The 21,595-nt window shown below is 63.1% G+C and carries 19 protein-coding genes and 1 pseudogene; 4 read left to right on the top strand and 16 right to left on the bottom strand.

The features are described 5' to 3' along the window. Window positions 1-108: 108 nt before the first annotated feature. Entirely contained in the window at window positions 109-1,464 is a 1,356-nt protein-coding gene (locus NKJ40_RS02895) for an ABC transporter substrate-binding protein (protein ID WP_352452249.1), read from the bottom strand. 362 nt (window positions 1,465-1,826) lie between these two features. Here NKJ40_RS02895 and NKJ40_RS02890 point away from each other — a divergent pair, with 362 nt between their 5' ends. Beyond that, window positions 1,827-2,849, top strand: coding sequence for a substrate-binding domain-containing protein (locus NKJ40_RS02890; protein WP_352464573.1), 1,023 nt, complete (start codon window positions 1,827-1,829; stop codon window positions 2,847-2,849). 75 nt (window positions 2,850-2,924) lie between these two features. Here the strand turns inward: NKJ40_RS02890 and NKJ40_RS02885 are convergent, their stop codons facing one another. Beyond that, complete coding sequence (locus NKJ40_RS02885) at window positions 2,925-3,833, bottom strand: LysR family transcriptional regulator (protein ID WP_352464571.1); 909 nt, start codon at window positions 3,831-3,833, stop codon at window positions 2,925-2,927. An 81-nt stretch (window positions 3,834-3,914) separates the two neighbouring features. Between NKJ40_RS02885 and NKJ40_RS02880 the strand changes: the two genes are divergently transcribed. Both NKJ40_RS02880 and NKJ40_RS02875 read left to right on the top strand, forming a co-directional pair. Beyond that, window positions 3,915-4,409, top strand: a complete 495-nt coding sequence (locus tag NKJ40_RS02880) for a DUF8737 domain-containing protein (RefSeq protein ID WP_352464569.1) — start codon at window positions 3,915-3,917, stop codon at window positions 4,407-4,409. A 70-nt stretch (window positions 4,410-4,479) separates the two neighbouring features. After that, window positions 4,480-4,659 (top strand): annotated as a pseudogene (locus NKJ40_RS02875) (transcriptional regulator); the annotation flags it as partial. A gap of 161 nt (window positions 4,660-4,820) precedes the next feature. On the opposite strand, the gene NKJ40_RS02870 reads toward NKJ40_RS02875, so the two are convergent. From NKJ40_RS02870 to NKJ40_RS02855, 4 genes are all read right to left on the bottom strand, one after another. After that, window positions 4,821-5,258, bottom strand: a complete 438-nt coding sequence (locus NKJ40_RS02870) for a YybH family protein (RefSeq protein WP_352464568.1) — start codon at window positions 5,256-5,258, stop codon at window positions 4,821-4,823. 362 nt (window positions 5,259-5,620) lie between these two features. Next, window positions 5,621-7,072, bottom strand: coding sequence for a S8 family serine peptidase (locus NKJ40_RS02865; protein WP_352464566.1), 1,452 nt, complete (start codon window positions 7,070-7,072; stop codon window positions 5,621-5,623). After that, complete coding sequence (locus tag NKJ40_RS02860) at window positions 7,062-7,730, bottom strand: anti-sigma factor (RefSeq protein WP_352464564.1); 669 nt, start codon at window positions 7,728-7,730, stop codon at window positions 7,062-7,064. Before NKJ40_RS02860 ends, NKJ40_RS02865 begins: the two co-directional genes overlap by 11 nt. Next, window positions 7,727-8,290 (bottom strand): sigma-70 family RNA polymerase sigma factor, encoded by a 564-nt coding sequence (locus NKJ40_RS02855; RefSeq protein ID WP_352452243.1) that lies wholly within the window; start codon window positions 8,288-8,290, stop codon window positions 7,727-7,729. Before NKJ40_RS02855 ends, NKJ40_RS02860 begins: the two co-directional genes overlap by 4 nt. A 505-nt stretch (window positions 8,291-8,795) precedes the next feature. Here NKJ40_RS02855 and NKJ40_RS02850 point away from each other — a divergent pair. Further along, window positions 8,796-9,800, top strand: a complete 1,005-nt coding sequence (locus NKJ40_RS02850) for a zinc-dependent alcohol dehydrogenase family protein (RefSeq protein WP_352464783.1) — start codon at window positions 8,796-8,798, stop codon at window positions 9,798-9,800. An 81-nt stretch (window positions 9,801-9,881) separates the two neighbouring features. Here the strand turns inward: NKJ40_RS02850 and NKJ40_RS02845 are convergent, their stop codons facing one another. The 10 genes from NKJ40_RS02845 to puuE all read right to left on the bottom strand — a co-directional run bounded on the left by NKJ40_RS02845 (window position 9,882) and on the right by puuE (window position 21,546). Further along, a complete protein-coding gene (locus NKJ40_RS02845) occupies window positions 9,882-10,721 on the bottom strand; it encodes an alkaline phosphatase family protein (protein ID WP_352464562.1) in 840 nt (279 codons plus the stop codon). Window positions 10,722-10,814: 93 nt separating this feature from the next. Continuing rightward, on the bottom strand, window positions 10,815-12,500 hold the full coding sequence (locus NKJ40_RS02840; RefSeq protein ID WP_352464560.1) for an ABC transporter ATP-binding protein: 1,686 nt from the start codon (window positions 12,498-12,500) through the stop codon (window positions 10,815-10,817). Then, window positions 12,500-13,327 (bottom strand): ABC transporter permease, encoded by an 828-nt coding sequence (locus NKJ40_RS02835; RefSeq protein WP_352464558.1) that lies wholly within the window; start codon window positions 13,325-13,327, stop codon window positions 12,500-12,502. The genes NKJ40_RS02840 and NKJ40_RS02835 overlap by 1 nt, the downstream gene beginning before the upstream one ends. An 11-nt stretch (window positions 13,328-13,338) precedes the next feature. Then, window positions 13,339-14,298, bottom strand: a complete 960-nt coding sequence (locus NKJ40_RS02830; RefSeq protein WP_352464556.1) for an ABC transporter permease — start codon at window positions 14,296-14,298, stop codon at window positions 13,339-13,341. Window positions 14,299-14,314: 16 nt separating this feature from the next. Continuing rightward, complete coding sequence (locus tag NKJ40_RS02825) at window positions 14,315-15,901, bottom strand: ABC transporter substrate-binding protein (protein WP_352464554.1); 1,587 nt, start codon at window positions 15,899-15,901, stop codon at window positions 14,315-14,317. Window positions 15,902-16,055: 154 nt separating this feature from the next. Then, window positions 16,056-18,038, bottom strand: a complete 1,983-nt coding sequence (locus tag NKJ40_RS02820) for a CocE/NonD family hydrolase (protein ID WP_352464552.1) — start codon at window positions 18,036-18,038, stop codon at window positions 16,056-16,058. Between the two features lie 69 nt (window positions 18,039-18,107). After that, the gene (locus NKJ40_RS02815; RefSeq protein ID WP_352464550.1) at window positions 18,108-18,701 is read right to left on the bottom strand and encodes a nucleoside deaminase; all 594 of its coding nucleotides are present in this window, start codon (window positions 18,699-18,701) and stop codon (window positions 18,108-18,110) included. Further along, window positions 18,701-19,204 carry an ureidoglycolate lyase gene (locus NKJ40_RS02810; RefSeq protein WP_352464548.1) on the bottom strand — a complete coding sequence of 168 codons (504 nt, stop codon included), beginning with the start codon at window positions 19,202-19,204 and terminating at the stop codon, window positions 18,701-18,703. Before NKJ40_RS02810 ends, NKJ40_RS02815 begins: the two co-directional genes overlap by 1 nt. After that, window positions 19,201-20,049 (bottom strand): bifunctional allantoicase/(S)-ureidoglycine aminohydrolase, encoded by an 849-nt coding sequence (locus tag NKJ40_RS02805; RefSeq protein WP_502903683.1) that lies wholly within the window; start codon window positions 20,047-20,049, stop codon window positions 19,201-19,203. The genes NKJ40_RS02810 and NKJ40_RS02805 overlap by 4 nt, the downstream gene beginning before the upstream one ends. 63 nt (window positions 20,050-20,112) lie before the next feature. Next, a complete protein-coding gene (gene puuE, locus NKJ40_RS02800) occupies window positions 20,113-21,546 on the bottom strand; it encodes an allantoinase PuuE (RefSeq protein WP_352464544.1) in 1,434 nt (477 codons plus the stop codon). Window positions 21,547-21,595 lie beyond the last annotated feature (49 nt).

Below are 21,595 nucleotides of genomic sequence, written 5' to 3'. Positions count from 1 at the left end.
TGCCGGAATGCGTTGTGCTCACGACAACCGACGCGACGCCAAGCACCGGATAAGGTCCGGGCCGTTTGAGGCCCGGACCGCATCACATTCGGAACTCAAGCCGGCCGCTTACTTGATAGCGTCCCAGCTTTTCTGGATGTCGGTGGCGACGTCCTGGGCAGACTTGCCGCCGACCAGGTCGATCATGCCGGTCCAGAACGCACCGGCGCCGATCTTGCCCGGCATCAGGTCGGACCCGTCGAAGCGGAAGGTCGAGGCGTTGGCCAGGATCTCGCCCTGCTTCTTCAGCGCGTCGCTGGCATAGGCGTCCTTGTTGACCGACTTGAACGGCGTCACGAAGCCGCCCTGTGCCATCCAGATCTCATGAGCGAGCGGCAGCTTCAGGAATTCGATGAAGGCGCGCGCTGACTTGGAGTCCTTGGTGATCATGGCCAGCGTGCCGGCGCCGAGCACCGGAGTGCCGAGCTCGGGCTTGGAGGCGTAGGGCGGGTAGTAGAAGAAGTCGGCATCCTCGCCGATCTTGGTGCCTTGCGGGAAGAAGGTCGGGATGAACGATGCCTGGTGGTGCAGATAGCATTTCGGCGGCACCGAGAAGAGGCCCTTCGGGCTGTCGCGGAAATCGGTGGCCGCAACCGCCTTGGCGCCGCCCTCGACCATCTTGTCGTCGGTCGCGATCTTGCCGAAAATGTCGATGGCGTTGACCACGGCCGGATCGTTGAACGGAATTTCGTTCTTCACCCATTTGTCGTAGGTCTCGGGCGTCTGGGTGCGCAGCATGATGTCTTCGACCCAGTCGGTCGCCGGCCAGCCGGTGGCGCCGCCCGAACCAAGCCCGATGCACCATGGCGTGCCGCCGTCGGCGATGATCTTCTTTTCGAGCTCGGCAAGCTCTTCCTGCGTCTTCGGCACCTTGTAGCCGGCTTCCTCGAAATTGTCCGGCGAGTACCAGACCAGCGATTTCACGTCGGCCTTATAAGGAAAGGCGAAGAAGCCGGGCTTGCCGTCCTTGTCCTTGAAGGTGCCGAGGTCGACCCAAGATTGGCCGGCGCCGTAATTGTCCTTGACCCAGTTGGCGGTGTCGTCGCCGAGCGGCGTCAAAAGGCCCTTCGATGCCAGATCCTGGATCAGGCCCGGCTGCGGCAGCACGGCGATGTTGGGCGGGCTGCCGGCCTGCGTGTCGATGACGATCTGCTGCTCGTAATTCTCCGACGAGGAATACTTGATCTCGGCGCCGGTAGCTTCGGAGAAGTAATCGAGAACGGTGCGGATAAGCCCTTCGTCCTCGCCGCGCCACGGCCCGAAGATCGTCAGCGTCTCGCCCTTGAGGTCGACCTTCTTGAGCTCTTCGTAGTTGGCCCAGTTGAAACGGGGATCTTCGCCCGGCTTGAACTTCAGTTCGGCTTGCGCGGGCATGGCCAGGGCGAGCGTGGCAAACGCAGCGCCCAGCAGAAGCATTTTCTTCATCGGTATTCCCTCCCAGTGGTGACAAACACCGAACGAAACCTCCATTCCGTCCGCCGGCGCTGCAGGACTGTGACTCAGTCGGAAAGGAACTGCAACCTTTCGCAGAGTCTTCCAAAGCGCTTTGGTCATTTTGATCTCGCCACTGAATTGATCGGGAGTCAAGAGGAAGCCGGCTTAATCGATTTAATTTCTGCGGTCGAGTGCCGGCGAAAGTGCGCTGCAGCACAGTTTTCTGGCGGTGCAGCAGCAAATTCGGCTTCAAACCGGTCCGAACCGTGCGTATGGTCACTGCGCTCGGCAACGCGGTTCGTAGCGGCCACATCGATTCAGATTAAAAGCGCTTTGAGGTTTGGAGGCCTCCAGTGAACCTCAAGCAGCTCTCCCACATGCTGGCGCTTTCGCAGACCACGGTCAGCCGCGCATTGAACGGCTACCCGGAAGTCAACGAGGAAACGCGCCGGCGGGTGATGGATGCCGCCAAGCGTCACGGCTATCGCCCCAATCCGAGCGCGCGCCGGCTGGCGACCGGCAAGACCGGCATGATCGGCTATGTGCTGCCGACGGGAACGACCGTCGATATCGACCCGCATTTCGTCGAGTTCCTGTCCGGCCTCGGCGACTATGCGCGTTCGCACGAGCTCGACCTAGTGCTGTCACCGGCCGATGCCGACGACCAGGAGACGACCTACCGGCGCATTGTCGCCAACCGGCAGGTCGACGCGGTCTATATTTCCTCGCCGAGGCCTGCCGACCGGCGGGTGGCACTCGTCAATACGCTCGGCATTCCGTTCATCGTCCATGGCCGCAGCGAAGGCTTCGATTTCGACTACCCCTTCACCGACATCGACAATGAGGGCGCCTTCCACGAGGCGGCGCGGCTACTAGTGCAACTCGGGCACAGGCGGCTGGCACTGATCAATGGCGACGATCGCGAGACCTTCGCCATCTATCGCGAGCGCGGCGTGCGGCGCGCGCTTGCGGCAAGCGGCCTGGTGCTTCGCGATCAGCATGTCTGTTCCCTGACCATGACCGAGGAGAACGGCTACCGCGCCGCCAGGCGTCTGCTGGAACAAAGCGACGCGCCGACCGCGATCGCCTGCTCCAGCCTGATCATGGCGCTCGGCGTGGTGCGCGCGGTGCGCGATCTCGGCCTGACCATTCCGGGCGACGTGTCGCTGATCGCCCATGACGACGTCTTTCCGTGGCTGAAGCCGGAAAATTTTTCAGTGCCCTTGTCGACCACACGTTCGTCGATCCGCCTGGCCGGCGCGCGCATCGCCGAACGGCTGGCGGCGCGGATTTCCGGCCTGGAGGAGGGCGCTCGCGGCGAGGTCTGGCCGGTCGACCTGGTGGTCAGGGGATCGGTCGCCGGCGCGCCTGCCTAGGGGCACTCAATCACTCTGAACGGCCGAGGTCGACCTTGGCGGCTGTTGGTCAGCATCAGCGAGTGCGTCCTGGTCTCAGGCCGCGGATTTGAGGTGATCGATGAAGGCGCGCAGCTTCGGCAGGACCTGGCGCTTGCCAGGATGATAGAGGAAGACGCCCGGCGTCGTGGTGGCGACGCCGTCCAGCACCGACTTGAGTTTTCCTTCGGCTATCGGACCTTCGGCGAGTGGTCGCGGTGTCTGCGCCAGCCCAACACCCCGCATCGCAGCCCCGACCAATGTCGAATAGTCGTGCGCGATCAGTGGGCCTGAGACGACCGCTTCGATTGCACCATTGCCGTCGATGAACGACCAGGGCGCGATGCTGCCATTCGAGCGGCGCAAGCGTAAGCAGGCGTGGTCGCGCAAGTCGTCGACACGCTCGGGATGGCCGTGGCGCTCGAGATAGTCAGGGCTCCCGACGACCACGAACGAGAACGGCGCTGTCAGCCGCACTGCGACCATGTCGGCGGCGATGAGCTGGCCGAGGCGGATGCCGGCGTCGAACCCGCCGGTCGCGAGATCGACCATCTGGTCGCTCACGGCGATCTCCAGTTCGATCTCAGGATAGGCTTGGCAGAACGACGCGAGCACCGGCTCCAACATCAGCGGCACGATGGCGCGGGGCACAGACAGGCGTAGCAGACCGGTCGGCCGTTGGCCGATATCGCGGGCAGCCTCGCCGGCCGCGACGAGCTCCTCGAATGCTGGGCCGGCACGGTCGAGGAACCGCTGGCCAGGCTCGGTTAAACCGACGCTCCGCGTCGTGCGGACGAACAGCGCCGTGCCCAGGCGGGCTTCCAGTGCGCGCACCGCCTGGCTTACGGCGGACGGCGTCACGCCGAGATCGGCGGCGGCACGGCGGAAGCTGCGGCGCCTGGCGACGGCCAGGAACGCCTCGACGCCCTCCAGCGCACCATGTCGGACTGTGTAGTTCTGCTTCATAGGTTGTTGTGATTACACCGGATAGTCGAATTGCGGTAGCGGGCTTAAGGCCGCGTGAACCAACTGTTGAGAGGAGGCCAAATGTCCACGGAAATGGTGTTCCAAATCCATCTTGTTCTCGGCTATGTCGCGTGGCTGCTTTGCTTCGGAGCGTACGGTTTGCCGTGGCTCAGGTCGATGGACCGGGTCGCGGCGCAACGCGCTATCGCTACGCTGCACAGCTTCCGCTTCTTCGGGCTCGTCTTCATGGTTCCAGGCGTCGTAAGCCCCAATCTGCCCGCCGATTTCGCCGTGTTCGCCGCCTACGGCGTTTTCGCGACTGGCGTGCTGGCCATGCTGACGCTGCTCACGGTGAGGATACGCCCGCTCTTCTGGCCGTTGGTCGCCGCCTTCAACGTCGTAGGGACGGTCGACCTCATCGTCGACTATTACCACGCCATTCAGATCGGCCTTCCTGCACGCGCGGGGGAACTGGGCGCCACCTACGCGATCCCGATCATCTACGTACCGCTGCTGATGATCACGCACATCGCCGCGTTCTATTTTCTGGCACGTCCTCGGCAAAACGCGACTTAAGCGGGCGCGGCTACTCCTTCGCCGCTTCCGCCGCCTTGGTGTCCGGCAGGCCATTGCCGAAATCATTGTCCTGAAGCCGGAAAATTTTTCGGTGCCGCTGTCGACCACACGTTCGTCGATCCGCCTGGCGGGCGCGCGCATCGCCGAACGGCTGGCGGCGCGGATTTCCGGATTGGAGGAGGGCGCCCGCGGCGAGGTCTGGCCGGTCGATCTGGTGGTCAGGGCATCGGTGGCCGGCGCGCCGGCCTAGGGGGGCCCACCTCGATCACTCCGGGCGCCCGAGTTCGACCCCGAGCGGCCGGCCGACCCTGAGCGCCCGATGACGCGGGCCCACCCGTAGCAGAGAACGGACTGAAGAATAGCCGCGCTGCAGCAGCAAAGGAGATCGATCGCTTCCCCATACCAAAACCGCTATCGGTGGAGTACCGAATCGGCCGGCTGAGCCGTCGTTATCGGATCGGCATGACGATGCACAATCTTCCACAGACCATCTTCTGGGCGAAAGACGCTCGTCGCGCGTAACGCAAGAGGCGTGACATCGCTCCGACCGCCAACCTTGGACCTGAGCCGCTCCACTTCGACGATGTATGCCAGCTCAGACGTCACACACTTTGCTATGTTCTCGAAGCCGGTAGCGTCGCCGTCCCTGTAGTTCGATGCCGCTTGCTCCATCGTCTCAACGACCTGCTCCCATCCATGCGCGAATGGGCCAAAGGGATTGCCCAGTGTTACATCGTCTCGTTGGGAAAAGAGCTTCTTCGCTGGCGCGGGGTTTCCTTTCATGAACTCATCCAGAGCCAGGTGGTATTTTTCAACTGCTTGATCGAAGTCACTGGCGTCGAGGGACACGTCATCCTCCCTGTCGTTTTTATTTCTGATCAGGACTGGCGACCACAGGTCTACATTCTGTGTGCCCGCGGTGAAGCATTTTCCCTACTGCGGCGTAGTGCAGGTTGGCTTGGTCATTATAGCACGGCGTGAGACAAGTTTCGCGACAGCGTTGTGAGACGGCTCGGTAAATGGCCGCTCTCCACCGAGGCCGGTGGAAACCTGTCGCGATATCCTGAGCGTAGAATTCTGTTCTCGAATAATGCTGCTGCCCTTGAGAGCGTCGGCCAGAGTCGAGCTTTTACACGGCCTCCACCTTTCTCGGCCATTTGCGACAACCAACTGATTGAGCTTTGATAAGGCAGAAGCTTCAAACAAAAGACTTAGTCCTTCGCCGCCTCGGCCGCCTTGGTGTTCAGAAGGCCAAAGCCGAAATCATTGTCGCGCCCCGTGGGGCCGAGATCCTTTGCCGTGGCGGCCAGAGCTTTCTCGACCCAGTCGGCGGAGCGGTCGGGCGCGGCATGCAACAGATTGGCGATCGCGCCGGTCACGATCGCCGCTGCAAAGGAAGTCCCGGTCACCACGTCCGAGCCGGCGCCGCTCGGCGCCACCATCTCGACGCCGGGAGCGGAGATGAAGACGTAGGCGCCGCGATTGGCCTGCGCCATCAGCCCGTCCTTGGCATCGGTGGCCGTCACCGCGATCACGCCGTCGAAGGCGGCCGGATAACCATAGGGCGCCTTCGGCCCGTTATTGCCGGCGGCCGCGACCAGCACCATGCCAAGCGCGCGTGCATTGCCGCAGGCGATGCCGAGCAGGTCGTTCTTCGGACCGACGAAGCTCATGTTGATGATGCGGACATCCTGCTCCGCCGCCCAGTCGAGCGCCGAAAGGATCACGTCCATGGTCGACTTGCCGCCCTCGAAGGCGCGGGCGTGATAGATCCTGGCGCCTGGCGCCATGCCTTTGAACGCGCCGGTGCCGGCGATCAGGCCGTCGACCGAAGTGCCGTGATCGCGCGCCTTGATCGGCACGTCGGGCATGGCATCGAACTGCCCGGCAATAACGCCGGAAAGCGCCGCATTGCTGTCGTCGATGCCGGTGTCGATGACGCCGACGCGGACATTCTCGCCGCTGGCTTCGTTGGCGTCGAGCGCGATGCGCTCGAACGCATAATTGACGATGCTGGCCGCCTGCTGCAGCGCATAGACGTGGTTGGCCTCACGCCGCAAAGTACGGCCGTCGGCGGCAAGCTGCGCCAGCACGACGCCGACCGGGCGGCCATCGGGAATGCCGAAGCGCACCAGTGTGTTGCCGAGCAGCCGCGACTGCCGCTGCGAGCGTATTTCGAGGCCGAACGAGGCGGCGATCTGCTGGACCGCGCCGGCATCGCCATTGACGGTGACCAGCACCTCGTCGGGCACGAAATCGCCGATCACGGCGCGCGGCGGCTCGGTTGCGACAAGATCGGTGGGTGCTACAACCGGACCAACCCGCGCGGCAGCCTGTATTGCCGGCGTGCCGGCGGGCGGAGTGGACGGCGGCGCCGCAGGATTGCCAGGAGGTATCGGCGCGTCGGCGACTACGGCAGGATTGGGGAACAAGTCGACAATCAAGCCCGGAAGAAACACCGCGCGCGTCGTTCCAGGAGCCGGCGCTTTGCCGCCGTCCTTCTCGCCGCCGCCATCCTTGGCGCAGTCGGCGTTGGCAGCACTTCCCCTGTTCAGGCAGTCGATCTCAGCCTGGGTGAGGTTCGGGTCGTTGGTCTGCGCCATCGCGGACGCGGCAAAGATTGTCATCGCCGCCGTCAATCGAATGACCGCCTTAGCCGCCATCAGCCGGTTTCCTTCCCTCCAGGGCAGCTTCGGTGAAAGGCTGGGCGGCAATAAGGCCAAGCAGCTTCTGATAGTCGGCGGCGGTCTTGGCCGGAACGCCGAGGCGGAAGACGCCGTCGGGGATCGGCCCGCCGGCGATCTTCAGCTGGTTCTGGTCGAGAAAAGCGACGATGTCGGACAGCTTCGCATCCGGTTTGAACTTCACCAGTGCAAACGGCATTTTGGCCAGATCGTCCTCCGATCCGGCAATCTCGAAATCGCCACCTCTGTTGCCGGTCTGCACAAAGGATTGCGCGACGACCAGGGCCAGCAGCACCGCGGCCGCCGCCCAGGCGACGCCGGCGGGCACCGCCATGAAGCGGCTCCAGGCCTGCGTCAGCCAGGACGATGCCGCAGGCGCGCGGGCCGGGCCGGCCTCGGCGCCGAGCGCCTTGGCGAAGCGGCTGAGCGCATCGGCCGGCGGGCGGATTGCCTCGTTGGCGGCAGCGGTGCCGGAGAATTCGGCCTCGGCCTCGCCAAGTGCGGCCATCGCCGCCGGATCGCTCGCCAGCCATTCCTCGATGGCTTCGAGCTCGGTGCCCTCCAGCGAGCCGTTCAGATAAAACGGCAGCAGCATTTCCATTTTGTCGCGGCGCGACATTTTTTCAGCGGCGCTCATGGCCACCCCCTGTCGTAACCGGCGGCCTTGAGGGCTTCGCCGAGTTTCTTGCGGGCGTAGAACATCCTGGTCTTGACGGTGGCGACCGGGATGCCGAGCACCTCGCCGATCTCGCTCACCGATTGCCCGTGATAATAGGCAAGGTCGATCACCGTGCGGTGCTCTTCCGGCATGGCATCGATGAAGCGTCGCAAGGCAGCGGCCTTGTCTTCCTTCATCGTCACGACTTCCGGCGTGTCGGCACCGTCGGCGACCTGGGCCGCGTCATCGTCGTCGATCCAGTCTTCCTTCTTCTTGCGCAGCAGGGACAGCGCCTTGAAGCGGGCAATGCCGAGCAGCCATGTCGAGACCTCCGAGCGCCCCTCGAAGGCCGGCGCCTGCCGCCACAGCTCGAGGAACACCTCGTTCGCGATATCGTCGGCCATCAGTTCCGATCCCGTCTGGCGTGCCACGAAGCGGTAGACCCGCGCGTGGTGGCGCATGAACAGGAGCCGCACGGCGGCACGGTCGCCCTTCGCGACCCGCTCGACGAGCGCGCGATCGGTCTCCGCGGCCGTCATCGCCGGTCGAGCCGCCCGGCTCCTGCCTGCTCTGTCGCTGATCGGCCCAAAAAGGTTCACCGCATCCGCCCGAGAATTCTTGCGGAGGCTAGCCGAAGAGCGGAGAGGTTGCCAGAGTGCACAATTCTCCCCCTTTTTTGGGATACTGTCTCAGTCAGTGGCGCCAAGCGGAAGGCGGCCGCCAGGCTGGCAATGACGGCGGCCACGAGGTGGCTCATACCTATCGGGCAAGGTGCAGTCGTTCAGCCGCGGGCGGAGCGTAATTGGACGACATCGCCGTGCAGGGATTCCCGACAGTTTTGTAACTCAACGGTCCGCTGCCGGGCGACTAAGGTCCCGATCGCAAATGGCAATCCAGCCTGAAGAAACGAAATGTCATGACCAACAATAGCTTTTGCGGCCGCGATTCTCGTGGATCAGTCGCCGATGGCGGTGTTCGATGTGGTCAAGCGTCGACGCGAGTGGTGGGGCGCATGAAGCCTTGCGCGGTCGGAAGGAGCTTTCCATGAGACTGATTAGGCTGAAAGCGCCGGGAGGCTTGGAGAATCTCAAGCTGGTCGAGGAAGGTTGCCCAGAACCAGGGCCGGGTGAGTTGCTTGTCAGGATACGTGCGTGTTCGTTGAATTTCCACGACAGCATGGTGGCGCTGGGCAGGAAACCGTGCGCCGATGGCCGTATCCCGCTGTCCGATGGCGCCGGAGAGGTGGTTGCGGTCTCAGGCGGTGCCCAAGAATTCAAGGTCGGAGATGCCGTCGTCAGCACCTATTGGCCCCATTGGCTGGCAGGCGAACCGACGCCGGCCAATAAGAGCGGCGAATTGGGAGATGATGTTGACGGCTATGCCCGCGAGTATGTGTGCATGCCCTGGCATGCCTTCACAAGGGCACCGGCAGACTTCACGCATGTGGAGGCGGCAACGCTTACCTGTGCCGGCGCCACCGCCTGGAAAGCCCTGATGGTGTGCGGCCAGGTGAAGCCCGGTGATACGGTGCTGGTCCTTGGCACGGGAAGCGTATCGCTGTTCGCGTTGCAATTCGCAAAAATTGCCGGCGCTCGGGTTATTGCCACCTCCTCATCGGAGGAGACGCTGGAAAAGCTAAAGCGGTTTGGGGCCGACATTGTCGTCAATTACAAGGCAGTGCCGGATTGGGGCCAGAAGGCAAGGGTTTTGACGGACGGACGCGGCGTCGATCATGTGATCGAGGTTGGCGGACCCGCCACGTTGGCGCAGTCGATAGCAGCCTGCAGGATGGGCGGTCACATCGCACTGATCGGTGTCTTGACTGGTTTTGCCGGGCAAGTTTCGATCCCGGCGCTGTTTTCCAATCAGATTAGGGTCAGCGGAGTCTCGATTGGCAACAGGGCAGACCAGGACGACATGATTCGTGCCATAGAGGCCAACCGTTTGAAACCTGCTATCGACCGCAGTTTTCCGCTGCAGGAGATCGCCAGTGCCTTCAAGTACTACGATTCCCAAAAGCATTTTGGCAAGGTCTGTCTCGAACTTTGACTGCTGTATCCGGCCTCCATTCGGCGTCGCGCATTTCGGCCCGGCTTCATGTTCTCCGCAAGCAAGCAGGCTAGGCAGCAATCAGTCGAGAAATGGCTCGGCCTTCATCGTCGCCGGCACCGGCACGCCGAGGCGCGCAAGCACTGTCGGCGCGAGCTGCAGCTGATTGAGCACCGTGTTGGCTTCCGGACCCTCGCCGGATCCGAAGTAGTAAAGTGCGAAATCCTGCATCTCCTCGTCGTGGCCGCCATGATGGCCACGATCGGTCTGGCCATGATCGGCGGTGACGATCACCTCGTAGCCGGCTTCCCGCCAGCGCGGCAGGAAGCCGGCGAGCATGGCGTCTATTGCACAGACGGCATGATCCATCTCGTGGCAGTCATGGCCGAAGCGGTGGCCCATCGAGTCCAGCGTGCAGCTGTGCAGGATGCCGTAGTCGATGCCGTAGCGCCTGGTCAGCATGGTCAACGTCGCGAACAGGTCGACGTCGCTCGGCGTCATCTGGTTGCTGGCATTGTAGCCGGTCATGGTGTGGAACCGGCCATGGCTGATCGGCCTGCCCGGCTGGTCGAACTCCATGTCCTCGACCAGGTCGAACGGATAGGCCCGGAAGAATTCGGACCAGTAGGAATGGGTGACCGCACCCGTCTTGCCGCCGGCTCGGCTGACTTCGGAAAAGATGTCCGGCTGTTCGACGCGAAACCGGTTCTCGTTCGACAGGATACCGTGCACTTGGGGCGGCACGCCGGTGTGGATCGAGGCATAGCAGGATGCCGAGGTCGACGGCAGGACGGAGCGCATCTTCCATACGCGCGCTTCGCCTGATTGCACCCAGCCTTCGAGATTGCCCATCAGCCGTCGCCAGTTTCGGTAAGGCACGCCGTCGAGGATGATGAGCAATAGTTTTGTGTTGAGCGCCAAGGGCGCCTCCATGCGGCTTAAGCGGAAAAGTCAGGGCGGGCCTGCCGTTCAATCCACGCCCGGACAGGATCGTCGGGCCCAAAGGGCGGCCCGCTAGTTCCCCGCGCTGGCCATGCGCCGTCCCTTGATCGCCTTTTCCAGCCAGCCGATCTCCATTTCTGGCACCGACGACAGCAAAAGATCGGTGTACGCATCGAACGGTGGCGTCAGCACCTTGCTCTTGGCGCCGTAGCGCACCACTTCGCCGCGATACATCACCGCGATCGAATCGGCGATCGACTTCACTGTTGCGAGATCATGGGTGATGAACAGATAAGCGACGTTTTCCTCTTTCTGCAGCCCGAGCAACAGCTCCAGTATGCCGTGGGCGACCAGCGGGTCGAGCGCCGAGGTCACCTCGTCGCAGATGATCAGCTTCGGCTTGGCGGCGAGCGAACGGGCGATGCAGACGCGCTGCTTCTGGCCGCCCGAAAGCTCGGCCGGATAGCGGTCGACATAGCCTTTGCCCATTTCGATCTTGTCGAGCAGTTCGGCGACGCGGGCGTCACGTTGCCTTCCGCGCATCCCAAAATAGAATTCCAGCGGCCGGCCGATGATGGTGCCGACCGTCTGCCGCGGGTTCATCGCCACGTCGGCCATCTGGTAGATCATCTGCAATTGGCGCAGATCCTCCTTCGGCCGGTCGGCAAGCCGGTTGGCGAGCGGCCGTCCGTCGAAGGTGACGGTGCCTTGTTCGGGCGGCAAGAGGCCGGTGATGGCGCGCGCCAGTGTCGATTTGCCGGAGCCGGACTCGCCGACCACAGCCAGCGTCTGGCCGGGGAAAATGTCGACCGAGACGTTCTTCAGCACCTTGATGTGGCTGCGGCCATAGGCGGCGGTGATGTTCTTGACCGACAGGAACGGGATCGTGCCGGGCTTCTGCTCCTGGTGTTCGATCTCATGCACCGAAACCAGCGCGTTGGTGTATTCCTGGCGCGGCTCCTTGATGATCTGGCGGGTGCCGCCCCATTCGACCAGCCGGCCGTGGCGCAGCACCATGATCTCGTCCGAGACCTGGGCGACGACGGCAAGGTCGTGAGTGATGTAGAGTGCCGCCACATGCGTGTCGCGGATGGCGTCCTTGATCGCCGCCAAGACGTCGATCTGCGTCGTCACGTCGAGCGCAGTGGTCGGCTCGTCGAAGACGATCAGGTCGGGCTCCGAGCACAGCGCCATTGCTGTCATCACGCGCTGCAGCTGACCGCCCGACACCTGGTGGGGGAAACGCTCGCCGATGCTTTCGGGGTTCGGCAGGCTGAGCTTCTTGAACAGCGCCACGGCGCGCTTTTCGGCTTCGGCCCGCGTCGCCGTGCCGTGCAGGAGTGCTGCCTCGACCACCTGGTCCATCAGCCTGTGCGCCGGATTGAAGGCCGCTGCCGCCGATTGCGCGACATAGCAGACCTCGCGGCCGCGCAATTTGCGGAACCCTTCGTTGCCGCCCTTCAGGATGTCGCGGCCATTGAGGATGACCTCGCCGCCGGTGATGCGCACGCCGCCGCGGCCATAACCCATCGACGACAGGCCGATAGTCGATTTGCCGGCGCCGGACTCGCCGATCAATCCGAGCACCTTGCCCTTTTCGAGCGTCAGCGAGATATCGTGTACCAGAACGATATTCTTCGGCGCCTCGCCCGGCGGATATACGGTCGCCTCGATGCGCAGATTACGGATGTCGAGCAGCACGCCGGACTTCGGTTGCCCGGGCTTCGGTTGCCCGGGATTCGGTTGCTTGTCAGCCATTACCCGCGTCCTCCCTTCAGGCTTGTCGTGCGGTTGAGTACCCAGTCGGCGACGAGATTGACGGAAATCGCCAGCGCTGCGATCGCCGCAGCCGGAATGAGGGCGGCGCCTATGCCGAATACGATGCCATCCTTGTTTTCCTTGACCATGCCGCCCCAATCGGCGTCCGGCGGCTGCACGCCAAGCCCGAGGAAGGACAGCGTCGACAGGAACAGCACGGCATAGATGAAGCGCAGGCCGAGTTCCGAAACCAGCGGCGACAGCGCATTGGGCAGGATTTCGCGGAAGATGATCCAGCCGCTGCCTTCGCCGCGCAATTTGGCCGCCTCGACGTAATCCATGACGTTGATGTCGACGGCGACCGCCCTCGACAGGCGGTAGACGCGGGTCGAGTCGAGAATGCCCATGACCAGGATCAGCGTCACTAGATTGGATGGCAGCACCGACAGCACGACAAGGGCCATGATCAGTGTCGGGATCGACATCAGGAGATCGACGAGACGCGACAGAAGCGTGTCGAACCAGCCGCCGAAAACCGCCGCCGAGAAGCCGAGGATGGCGCCGAGCGAGAAGGACAGCGCGGTCGCCAGCACCGCGATGAACAGGGTGACGCGGGCGCCATAGATCATGCGCGACAACAGATCGCGACCGAGATTGTCGGTGCCCAGCCAATGCGCCGCCGACATTGGCTCCCAAGGGACGTCGCTGACGATCTCGGCATTGCCGTGCGGCGCGATCCACGGCGCGAAGATTGCCGCCAAGACGAACAGTGCCGTCAGCACGATGCCGATCAATGCCGGGATGGGGATGCGTTTGATGACGAGCATACCCGCCCCCCTCATTTCGGATGTCTGAGGCGCGGATTGGCGACGATCGCCGCTATGTCCGCGATGATGTTCAGGCTGATGTAGACGGCGGCGAAGATCAGCCCGACCGCCTGCACCACCGGCACGTCACGCTTGGTGACGTGGTCGACGAGGTATTGGCCCATGCCTGGATAGACAAAGATAACTTCGACCACGACGACGCCGACGATCAGGTAAGCGAGATTGAGCATCACGACGTTGATGATCGGCGCAATGGCATTGGGGAAGGCATGCCTGCGGATGACCGCGAAGGCCGAAAGCCCCTTGAGTTCGGCGGTTTCGACATAGGCCGACTGCATGACATTGAGGATCGCGGCGCGCGTCATGCGCATCATGTGGGCGAGCACCACCAGGGTCAGCGCCGCCGCCGGCAGTGCGATGGCCTGAATGCGTTCGCCGAAAGGCATCCCGTCATAGACAGTGGAAATGGCGGGAAACCATTGATGTTGCACCGCGAAGAAAAAGACGAGAACATAGCCGACGAAGAATTCCGGGAAGGACGTCGAGGCCAGCGCCAGTCCCGAGATCAGCTTGTCGACCCAGCCATTGCGGTAGCGCACCGCGATCAGCCCGAGGATGATCGCCAGCGGCACCGCGACGACCGCCGCCCAGAAGGCGAGGAACAGCGTGTTCCACAGCCTTCCCTTGATCGAGGTTGCGATATCCTGACCGCTCGACATAGCCGTACCGAGATCACCGGTCAGGATGCCGCCGAGCCAGCGAAAATAACGGATGTAAGCCGGATCATTGAGGCCGAGCTGCTCGCGCAGATTGGCGAGCGACTCCGGTGTCGCTGACTGTCCGAGAATGGCTTGTGCGACGTCGCCGGGCAGGATCTGGGTGCCGGCGAAGATCAAGACCGAAACGGCCAATAGAAGGATGATGCCCAGCGCAATGCGCTGGGCCACCAGTTTCAAGATGGGTGAGGACATATCCGCAAGGCCGGGCTCAGGCTTCGAGCCAGCACTTCGCGAGAGCATATCCGTTCATCAACTCCTGATGCGGATCATCCACCCAGCCGGCAACCTTGGCGCCCGTCGCGTCGATGAACTGATTGAACATCGGCAGGATCAGGCCGCCCTCGTCGCGCACCATCACAGCCATGTCGTGGTACATTGCCTTGCGCTTGGCCTCGTCGAGCTCGGCGCGAGCCGCCAGCACCATCTTGTCGAAATCCGGACGCTTGAACCGTGTGTCGTTCCAGTCGGCCGTCGACAGATAGGCCGTCGAGTACATCTGGTCCTGCGTCGACCGGCCGCCCCAGTAGGAGGCGCAGAAGGGCTGCTTGTTCCAGACTTCCGACCAGTAGCCGTCGCCCGGCTCGCGCTTGATCTCCAGCTTGATGCCGGCCTTGGCCGCGCTTTGCTGGAACAGCTGTGCGGCATCGACGGCACCGGGGAAGGCGACGTCCGACGTCCGGAGCAGGACGGCACCGTCATGGCCCGACTTCTTGTAGTGGAACTTGGCCTTGTCGGGATCGTATTTGCGCTGCTCGATCTCGGTGAATAGCGGGTACGATGCATTGATCGGGAAGTCGTTGCCGAGCGAGCCATAGCCACGCAGCACCTTGTTCAGCATCTCCTCGCGGTCGATCGCCAGCTTCAACGCCATCCGCAAGTCGTTGTTGTCGAACGGTGCGGTGTTGCAGTGCATGATGAAGACGTAGTGGCCGGGTCCCGAATGGTTGCGGATGGTGACGCCGGGCACGCGCTTGATCAGGTCGACGATCTTCGGCTCGACGCGGTTGATCATGTGGACCTGGCCGCCCTGCAGGGCCGCCGTACGCGCCGTGGCGTCGTTGATGACGATGATCTCGATCTGGTCGGCATGGCCCATCTTGTCGCCCTGCCAGTAATTGGCGAAGCGCTCGCCGCCATGGCGCACGCCGGGCTCGTTGGTGGTGACCTTGTAAGGACCCGCCGAGATACCGGCATCGGCCTTGTCCTTGCCGCCATTCGGCTGAATGATCAGGTGATAGTCGCTAAGCAGGTAGGGCAGGTCGGCATTCGGCTCCTTCAGCGTCAGCACCACTTCCTTGCCGCTGGCCTTGATGCTCTCGATGCCTTTCATGTAACCGAGCGCGCCGGACTTCGACTTCTCGTCCGAATGGCGTTCGAGGGTGGCGGCCACGTCCTCTGCAGTCACCTTCTTGCCGTTGTGGAACTCGACGCCATCGCGGATCTTCAGCGTCCAGGTCTTGGCGTCGTCCGACGAGCCGATCTCCTCGGCAATGCGGTTCTCGAGCTTGCCTTCGGGAGACAGCTCGACGATCAGTTCGCCCCACATCTTGCCGAAGGCGAACGGCACCTGCGTCATGAACAGCGCCGGATCGAGGCTGTTGGTGGATTCGCCACCGACCAGGCCGGCCTTGAGCGTGCCGCCCTTGACCGGACCCGCCGCACGGGAAGCGCTGGATAGCAGCGAGTTGGCGAAGGTTGCGGTGACGCCGAGCGCTGCCGCCCGGCCGAGAAAATCGCGACGGCTCAGCTTGCCGGACGCAACGCGCCGGCTCAGATATTCCAGTTCGTTCGACATGTTGAGTTCCTCACTCTGTTGGTCCGACCTTATGGTCGTTTTTCTCATTTCAATCGGGAGAATAATGACCGTAAGGGAAAGCGGTAAGCAAGACCGAATGCGACATGCCGTGGCGTAAATCGTGCGTCGCAATTGGACCAATCGCTATAAGCGCTCAAAGCAGTGCACGCGGGATTTTCTCCTCGAAGTTGCGCTCGAAGACCAGTTTCTCGCCTTCATAGGCTTCAATTCTGGCGCTAACCATGAAGCTTTGCGCGTCGGAGCGCATTTCGGCGAAGGTTTCGGTGCGCACCGACCATTCATTTCGCGACAGCGTCTGGGTCCAATGCGTTTTGCCCGACGCTGACAGCGGATTGTCGGGATGGATCGCCCATGTCTCTCTGGCGATGCTGCCGTTGGCGAGGCCATGCTCTCGGTCGCGCACTTCGCCGAAATCGTCGACGATGGAAAGCGTGATCATTCCGGTCTTTTCGTCGCGATCGACATGACGCTCGGAATTGGCGGCGCGGACCGTTTCGGTTGCCCAGGGCGTGGCGCCTTCGGGGGCGGGGAAGGTGACCTCGTCGCCTGTCGCCGGCGGGCGCAGCGGCAGCATCAATGTCGCGGCCGACAATTCCAGCCGGACCGGCTCCGGCGACGGCCAGATCATCGGCCAGTACGCGTTCGAAACGGCAACGCGCAAGCGGTGGCCGGCCGGCACGCGATAGGCGCATTGGTCGAGCACCACCCGGGCGCTGACGGTTTCGCCGGGCACCAGCGCTTCGGGAAATTCGTGCGAGTTGCGATGCGTCAGGTTGAGCACGCCGTAGGAGATCAGCTCCGACGCTCCGTCCGGATGGACGTCGCACAGCCGAACCGCGATGTTCGCCTGGCGCCGGTCCGACGAGACCCTGACCAGAACTTCGGGAGCACCGACGATGTCGACCGCTTCGGTCAGCACAGGCTGGTCGAAACACACCGACAGCGCATCGTCGGGGCGCTGGTCACCCGGCAATTCCGGGCCGAAGGTGAAGGGGAAATATTCGCCACCGGCAAGGCCGCAGTTTTGCGGCGAAGCGACGACAGCGCGGTTGCCTTCAGCGATAAGCTCAACCTCTTGCGTCTTGATGTTGGGTGACGGCCATTCCGATTCAGCGACCCAGCGGCCCGGCCGCTCGGGATGCCAGCGCGCCGGACGCACGCTGTCCATGACATAGGCGCGGTAGGCGGGGTCGGCCTCGACGCCGGTGTCGATGTCCTTCAGCCAGCGGTCCCACCAGCGCAAGGCCTCCTGCAGGAAGCCGATGCGCGGTTCGGGCGCGGCGTAATGCGGGTATTTGTGGATCCACGGGCCGACGATGCCCTTGACGGGCGCCTCGATATTGGCGGCGAGATAGGAAATCGTATTGCGATAGCCGTCATGCCAGCCGCCGATCGACAGCACGGCGGCGTGGATGGCGGAATAGTCCTCGCAGATCGAGCCGCGCTTCCAATAGGCGTCGCGGTGCTGGTGCTTCAGCCACAGCGGCGCCAGGAAGGGCTGGTTCTCCAGCCGGGTCAGCCACAGGTCGCGCCATCTATTGTCGCCGGCCAGCAACGGATCCGGCGGCCGCGACGAATAGGACAGCATGGTCGAGGCCCAGCCGAAATTCTCGATCAGCAGGCAGCCGCCCTTGTAATGGATGTCGTCGGCATAGCGGTCGACCGTCGAACAGAGACTGATGACCGCCTTTAGCGCCGGCGGCTGCTTAGACGCCACCTGCAGGCAGTTGAAGCCGCCCCACGAAATGCCCATCATGCCGACATTGCCGTTGCACCAGGGCTGGGCCGCCGCCCAGGCGATGACGTCGCAAGCGTCCTGCAATTCCTGCTCGGAATATTCGTCGTCCATCAGCCCTTCGGAATCGCCATTGCCGCGCATGTCGACGCGGATCGAGGCGTAGCCGTGGCCGGCGAAATAGGGATGCGTTAGCTGATCACGATAGATCGTGCCGTCGCGCTTGCGATAGGGCAGATGTTCGAGGATTGCCGGCACCGGATCGTCGGCAGCATCGGCCGGCATCCACACCCGCGCCGACAGGCGGCAGCCGTCCGGCATGACGATCCCCATGTCCGGAAATTCGACGACCTTGCGGGGAAATTCAGTGACGGTTTTCATGCGGCCACATGATGGAGCCGCTGCCGATGCGTCGTGGGCCAGCCAACGAATTCGGCTGGTCAATCCGCGTCAATTCAGCGGTATGTCGTTTTCGGCCTTGCTTGCCTGGTAGGCATCGGACAGCCCATCATAACGTGCGGAGATCGTCTTGATGCGTGCTTCCAGCCGCTCGCGCTCGGCGTTGGGCAGCAATCGTACGAGTCTGCGGATCGAAAAGCTCTTCCAGTAGGCATTCTCGGCATTGTAGCCGCCGGGATCGAGGGTGAAGACCTCCTTCAGGATCTTCAGATCGTGCGGGATGTCGAAGTTGTCGCGCGAGTCCTCATGGCTGAACAGATAGTAGAAATTGTCGAAGCCGGTCCAGGTGATCGCCGAAAGGCAGAGCGAGCAGGGTTCGTGCGTGGCAAGAAAGATCGCGTCCTTGGTATCGACGCGCTCCGCCTTCGGCATTTCGTAGAAGCGCTTCAGGCAGTGCACCTCGCCGTGCCAGAGCGGGTTTTCCGTCTCGTTGTTGGTTTCGGCAAGCACCAGCGAGCTGTCGTCCTTGCGGAGGATCGCCGCGCCGAACAGCTTGTTGCCATGCGCGACGCCCTCGGCCGTCTTCGGCACGATGTCGTGCGCGATGACGTCGAGCAGGCGGTCGATCAGCGAAATGTCAGCCATCACCGGCTCCCATCGGGAAGATGAATCTCGTAGGCGTGCGAGAAGTGGCACTCTTCGAGGTTGGAGCCGTCGCCGCCACGGTCGACGACCAGGAAGTCCTGGGGCTCGCCGATCGGCGTCAGCACGCCGTGCCACAAATTGCGCGGATAGTTGACGCCTTGCCCGGGCGCGGTGATGAACGCATGCGGCTCGCCCGGGCCTTCCTCGCCATCATGGCAGACGACGACCAGGAACGGCCGTGGTGACAGCGGGATGAAGGCCTGGCTGCCGAACGGATGGCGCTCCACCATGGTAAGCTTCAACGGCAGCTCATAGGGCGTGCCACGCACCATCGAGAGCAGCACGCGCGCATTCGGCCCTCGTGCTTCCGCGGTGGCGAGAGCGTGATAGCGCTCGGCCTTGCCGCCATTGATCGGATAATGGTTGTCGCCGCCCATATCGATGACGTCGCCGAATTCGGCGAAATTCTCGCGGGTCAGCGGCCGCGCGACGATGCGGGTCATGGTGTAGGTCTCGCCACGCCGGCGCTGCCAAGCTTGGCGTGGCGGTTGACGTCCTTGTAGAGGAGGTAGCGGAATTTGCCTGGCCCGCCGGCATAACAAGCCTGCGGGCAGAAGGCGCGCAGCCACATATAGTCGCCAGCCTCGACCTCGACCCAATCCTGGTTGAGACGATAGACCGCCTTGCCCTCCAGCACATAGAGCCCGTGCTCCATGACATGTGTCTCGGCGAAGGGAATGACTGCGCCCGGCTCGAGCGTGACGATGGTGACGTGCATGTCGTGGCGCATGTCGGCCGGATCGACGAAGCGCGTGGTCGCCCATCGGCCTTCGGTACCCGGCATCGGCGTCGGCGCGATGTCCTGTTCGTTGGCGAAGAACGCTTGCGGCGTGTCGATGCCGTCAACTGCATCATAAGTCTTGCGGATCCAGTGGAAGCGGACGGCGCCGCCGCCTTCATTGCGCACCGTCCACCCGCTCGCCGGCGGCAGGAAGGCAAAGCCGCCCGGCCTTAAGCTATGCTTCTTGCCGGCAAGCGAAACGCTTAGCTCGCCTTCGACCACGAACAGCGCACCTTCGGCGGCGGCGTCAAGCTCAGGGCGGTCGCTGCCGCCGCCGGGCGCGAGCTCGACGATATATTGCGAAAACGTCTCGGCAAAACCCGACAGCGGCCGCGACAGCACCCAGACGCGTGTCCCATCCCAGAACGGCAAAGCGCTGGTGACGATGTCCTGCATCACGCCTTTGGGGATGACGGCATAGGCCTGTGTGAATACAGCGCGGCCGGTCAGCAATTCAGTCTGGCCGGGATGTCCGCCCTGCGGCGCATAATAGGTTCGCTCGGCCATTTTCATCATATCCATAAATTCAAGCCTGTTGCGGAAGCCAGGGCCTATCGCGGCAGCCAAAGCCTATTGCGGAAGCATGTCCTTGAGACGAAGCAGCGCGATGCGCTCGACCTGTCTGCAGGCGGTTTCGAATTCGACATCGTGGCTGTTGCCGATACGCGCCTCGAACTCGGCCAGGATCTCCTCCTTGGTCTTGCCTTTCACCGCAATAATGAAGGGGAAACCGAAACTGGTGACGTAGGCGGCATTGAGTTTTGCGAACAGCTCGCGCTCCTTGTCGGTCAGCGCGTCGAGGCCGGCCGAAGCCTGTTCCCTCGACGATTCCGCCGTCAGCCGCTTGGCCTGCGCCAGTTTTCCGGCAAGGTTCGGGTGGGCGTTGAGAACTGAAAGCCGCTCGGCCTCGCTCGCCGCGCGAAAGGCGCGGCAGAGCGCATTGTGCAGCCCGCCGGCACTGTCATGCGCCGGGCCGAGCTCCAGCTCATAGGCGCGCTCGGCAATCCACGGCGAATGCTCGAAGACGCCGCCGAATGCGTGGACGAAGGCCTCGAATTCCATTTTCGACGGGCGTAGCGCCGGCAACCGGAACGGATGCGTCTCCTGCCAATGTTTTGCAATGTCGATGCGCCGTGCCAGCCAGACCTTGTCGTGTGATTTGACGTAGTCGATGAAGCGCTTCAGTGCCGCGACCCGGCCCGGCCTCCCAACCAGGCGGCAGTGCAGGCCGATATTCATCATACGCGGCCGCCCTGCCTTGCCCTCGGCATAGAGCGTGTCGAAGCTATCCCTGAGATATGCAAAGAACTGGTCGCCGGAGTTGAAGCCCTGCGGCGTGGCAAAGCGCATGTCGTTGGCGTCGAGCGTATAGGGGATGACCAGCTGCGGCTTCGCCGACCCGTCCGGTGTCACATGCTCGAACCAGTAAGGCAATTCGTCGTCATAGGTGTCCGACACATAGTCGAAACCGCCTTCTTCCGCTGCCAGACGCACGGTGTTGATCGAGGTGCGGCCGGTGTACCAGCCGGTCGGCCGCGCCCCTGTCACCTCATAATGCAGCCGGATCGCGGCTTCCATATCGCGGCGCTCGTCTTCTGGCGCGTGGTCGCGGTAGTCGATCCATTTCAGCCCGTGCGAGGCGATCTCCCAGCCGGCCTCCTGCATCGCCGCGACCTGGTCGGGCGAACGCGCCAGGGCCGTGGCGACGCCGTAGCAGGTGATCGGCACCTGTGCCTCGCCGAACAGGCGCAGCAATCGCCAGAAGCCGGCGCGGGCGCCGTATTCGTAGATCGATTCCATGTTCCAGTGGCGCTGGCCGGGCCAGGGCGCGGCGCCGACGATCTCCGACAGGAAAGCCTCCGAAGCCTTGTCGCCGTGCAGGACGCAATTCTCGCCGCCCTCTTCGTAGTTGACGACGAACTGCACCGCGACATGCGCCCCGCCGGGCCATTTCGGATCCGGCGGATTGGCTCCGTAGCCGCGCATGTCTCGTTCGTAACGCATTCTCGCTCCTGCCGGAAAGTGTGATCAGAATAGTCGAAAGGAGTGCCTG

The sequence above is a fragment of the Mesorhizobium sp. M0119 genome (genome assembly GCF_040322615.1).
GTDB lineage: Bacteria > Pseudomonadota > Alphaproteobacteria > Rhizobiales > Rhizobiaceae > Mesorhizobium.
This window is presented reverse-complemented; position numbering and strand designations above follow the sequence as displayed.

Coding starts and splice junctions, on each gene's coding strand:
- NKJ40_RS02810 (WP_352464548.1), bottom strand. CDS start 19,204: ATGACCCGCATCGTCGCGCGGCCGCTGACCCGCGAGAATTTCGCCGAA.
- puuE (WP_352464544.1), bottom strand. CDS start 21,546: ATGCGTTACGAACGAGACATGCGCGGCTACGGAGCCAATCCGCCGGAT.
- NKJ40_RS02825 (WP_352464554.1), bottom strand. CDS start 15,901: ATGTCGAACGAACTGGAATATCTGAGCCGGCGCGTTGCGTCCGGCAAG.
- NKJ40_RS02895 (WP_352452249.1), bottom strand. CDS start 1,464: ATGAAGAAAATGCTTCTGCTGGGCGCTGCGTTTGCCACGCTCGCCCTG.
- NKJ40_RS02865 (WP_352464566.1), bottom strand. CDS start 7,072: ATGGCGGCTAAGGCGGTCATTCGATTGACGGCGGCGATGACAATCTTT.
- NKJ40_RS02805 (WP_502903683.1), bottom strand. CDS start 20,049: ATGGCCGAGCGAACCTATTATGCGCCGCAGGGCGGACATCCCGGCCAG.
- NKJ40_RS02855 (WP_352452243.1), bottom strand. CDS start 8,290: ATGACGGCCGCGGAGACCGATCGCGCGCTCGTCGAGCGGGTCGCGAAG.
- NKJ40_RS02840 (WP_352464560.1), bottom strand. CDS start 12,500: ATGGCTGACAAGCAACCGAATCCCGGGCAACCGAAGCCCGGGCAACCG.
- NKJ40_RS02880 (WP_352464569.1), top strand. CDS start 3,915: ATGTCCACGGAAATGGTGTTCCAAATCCATCTTGTTCTCGGCTATGTC.
- NKJ40_RS02815 (WP_352464550.1), bottom strand. CDS start 18,701: ATGGCTGACATTTCGCTGATCGACCGCCTGCTCGACGTCATCGCGCAC.
- NKJ40_RS02830 (WP_352464556.1), bottom strand. CDS start 14,298: ATGTCCTCACCCATCTTGAAACTGGTGGCCCAGCGCATTGCGCTGGGC.
- NKJ40_RS02835 (WP_352464558.1), bottom strand. CDS start 13,327: ATGCTCGTCATCAAACGCATCCCCATCCCGGCATTGATCGGCATCGTG.
- NKJ40_RS02850 (WP_352464783.1), top strand. CDS start 8,796: ATGAGACTGATTAGGCTGAAAGCGCCGGGAGGCTTGGAGAATCTCAAG.
- NKJ40_RS02820 (WP_352464552.1), bottom strand. CDS start 18,038: ATGAAAACCGTCACTGAATTTCCCCGCAAGGTCGTCGAATTTCCGGAC.
- NKJ40_RS02860 (WP_352464564.1), bottom strand. CDS start 7,730: ATGAGCGCCGCTGAAAAAATGTCGCGCCGCGACAAAATGGAAATGCTG.
- NKJ40_RS02885 (WP_352464571.1), bottom strand. CDS start 3,833: ATGAAGCAGAACTACACAGTCCGACATGGTGCGCTGGAGGGCGTCGAG.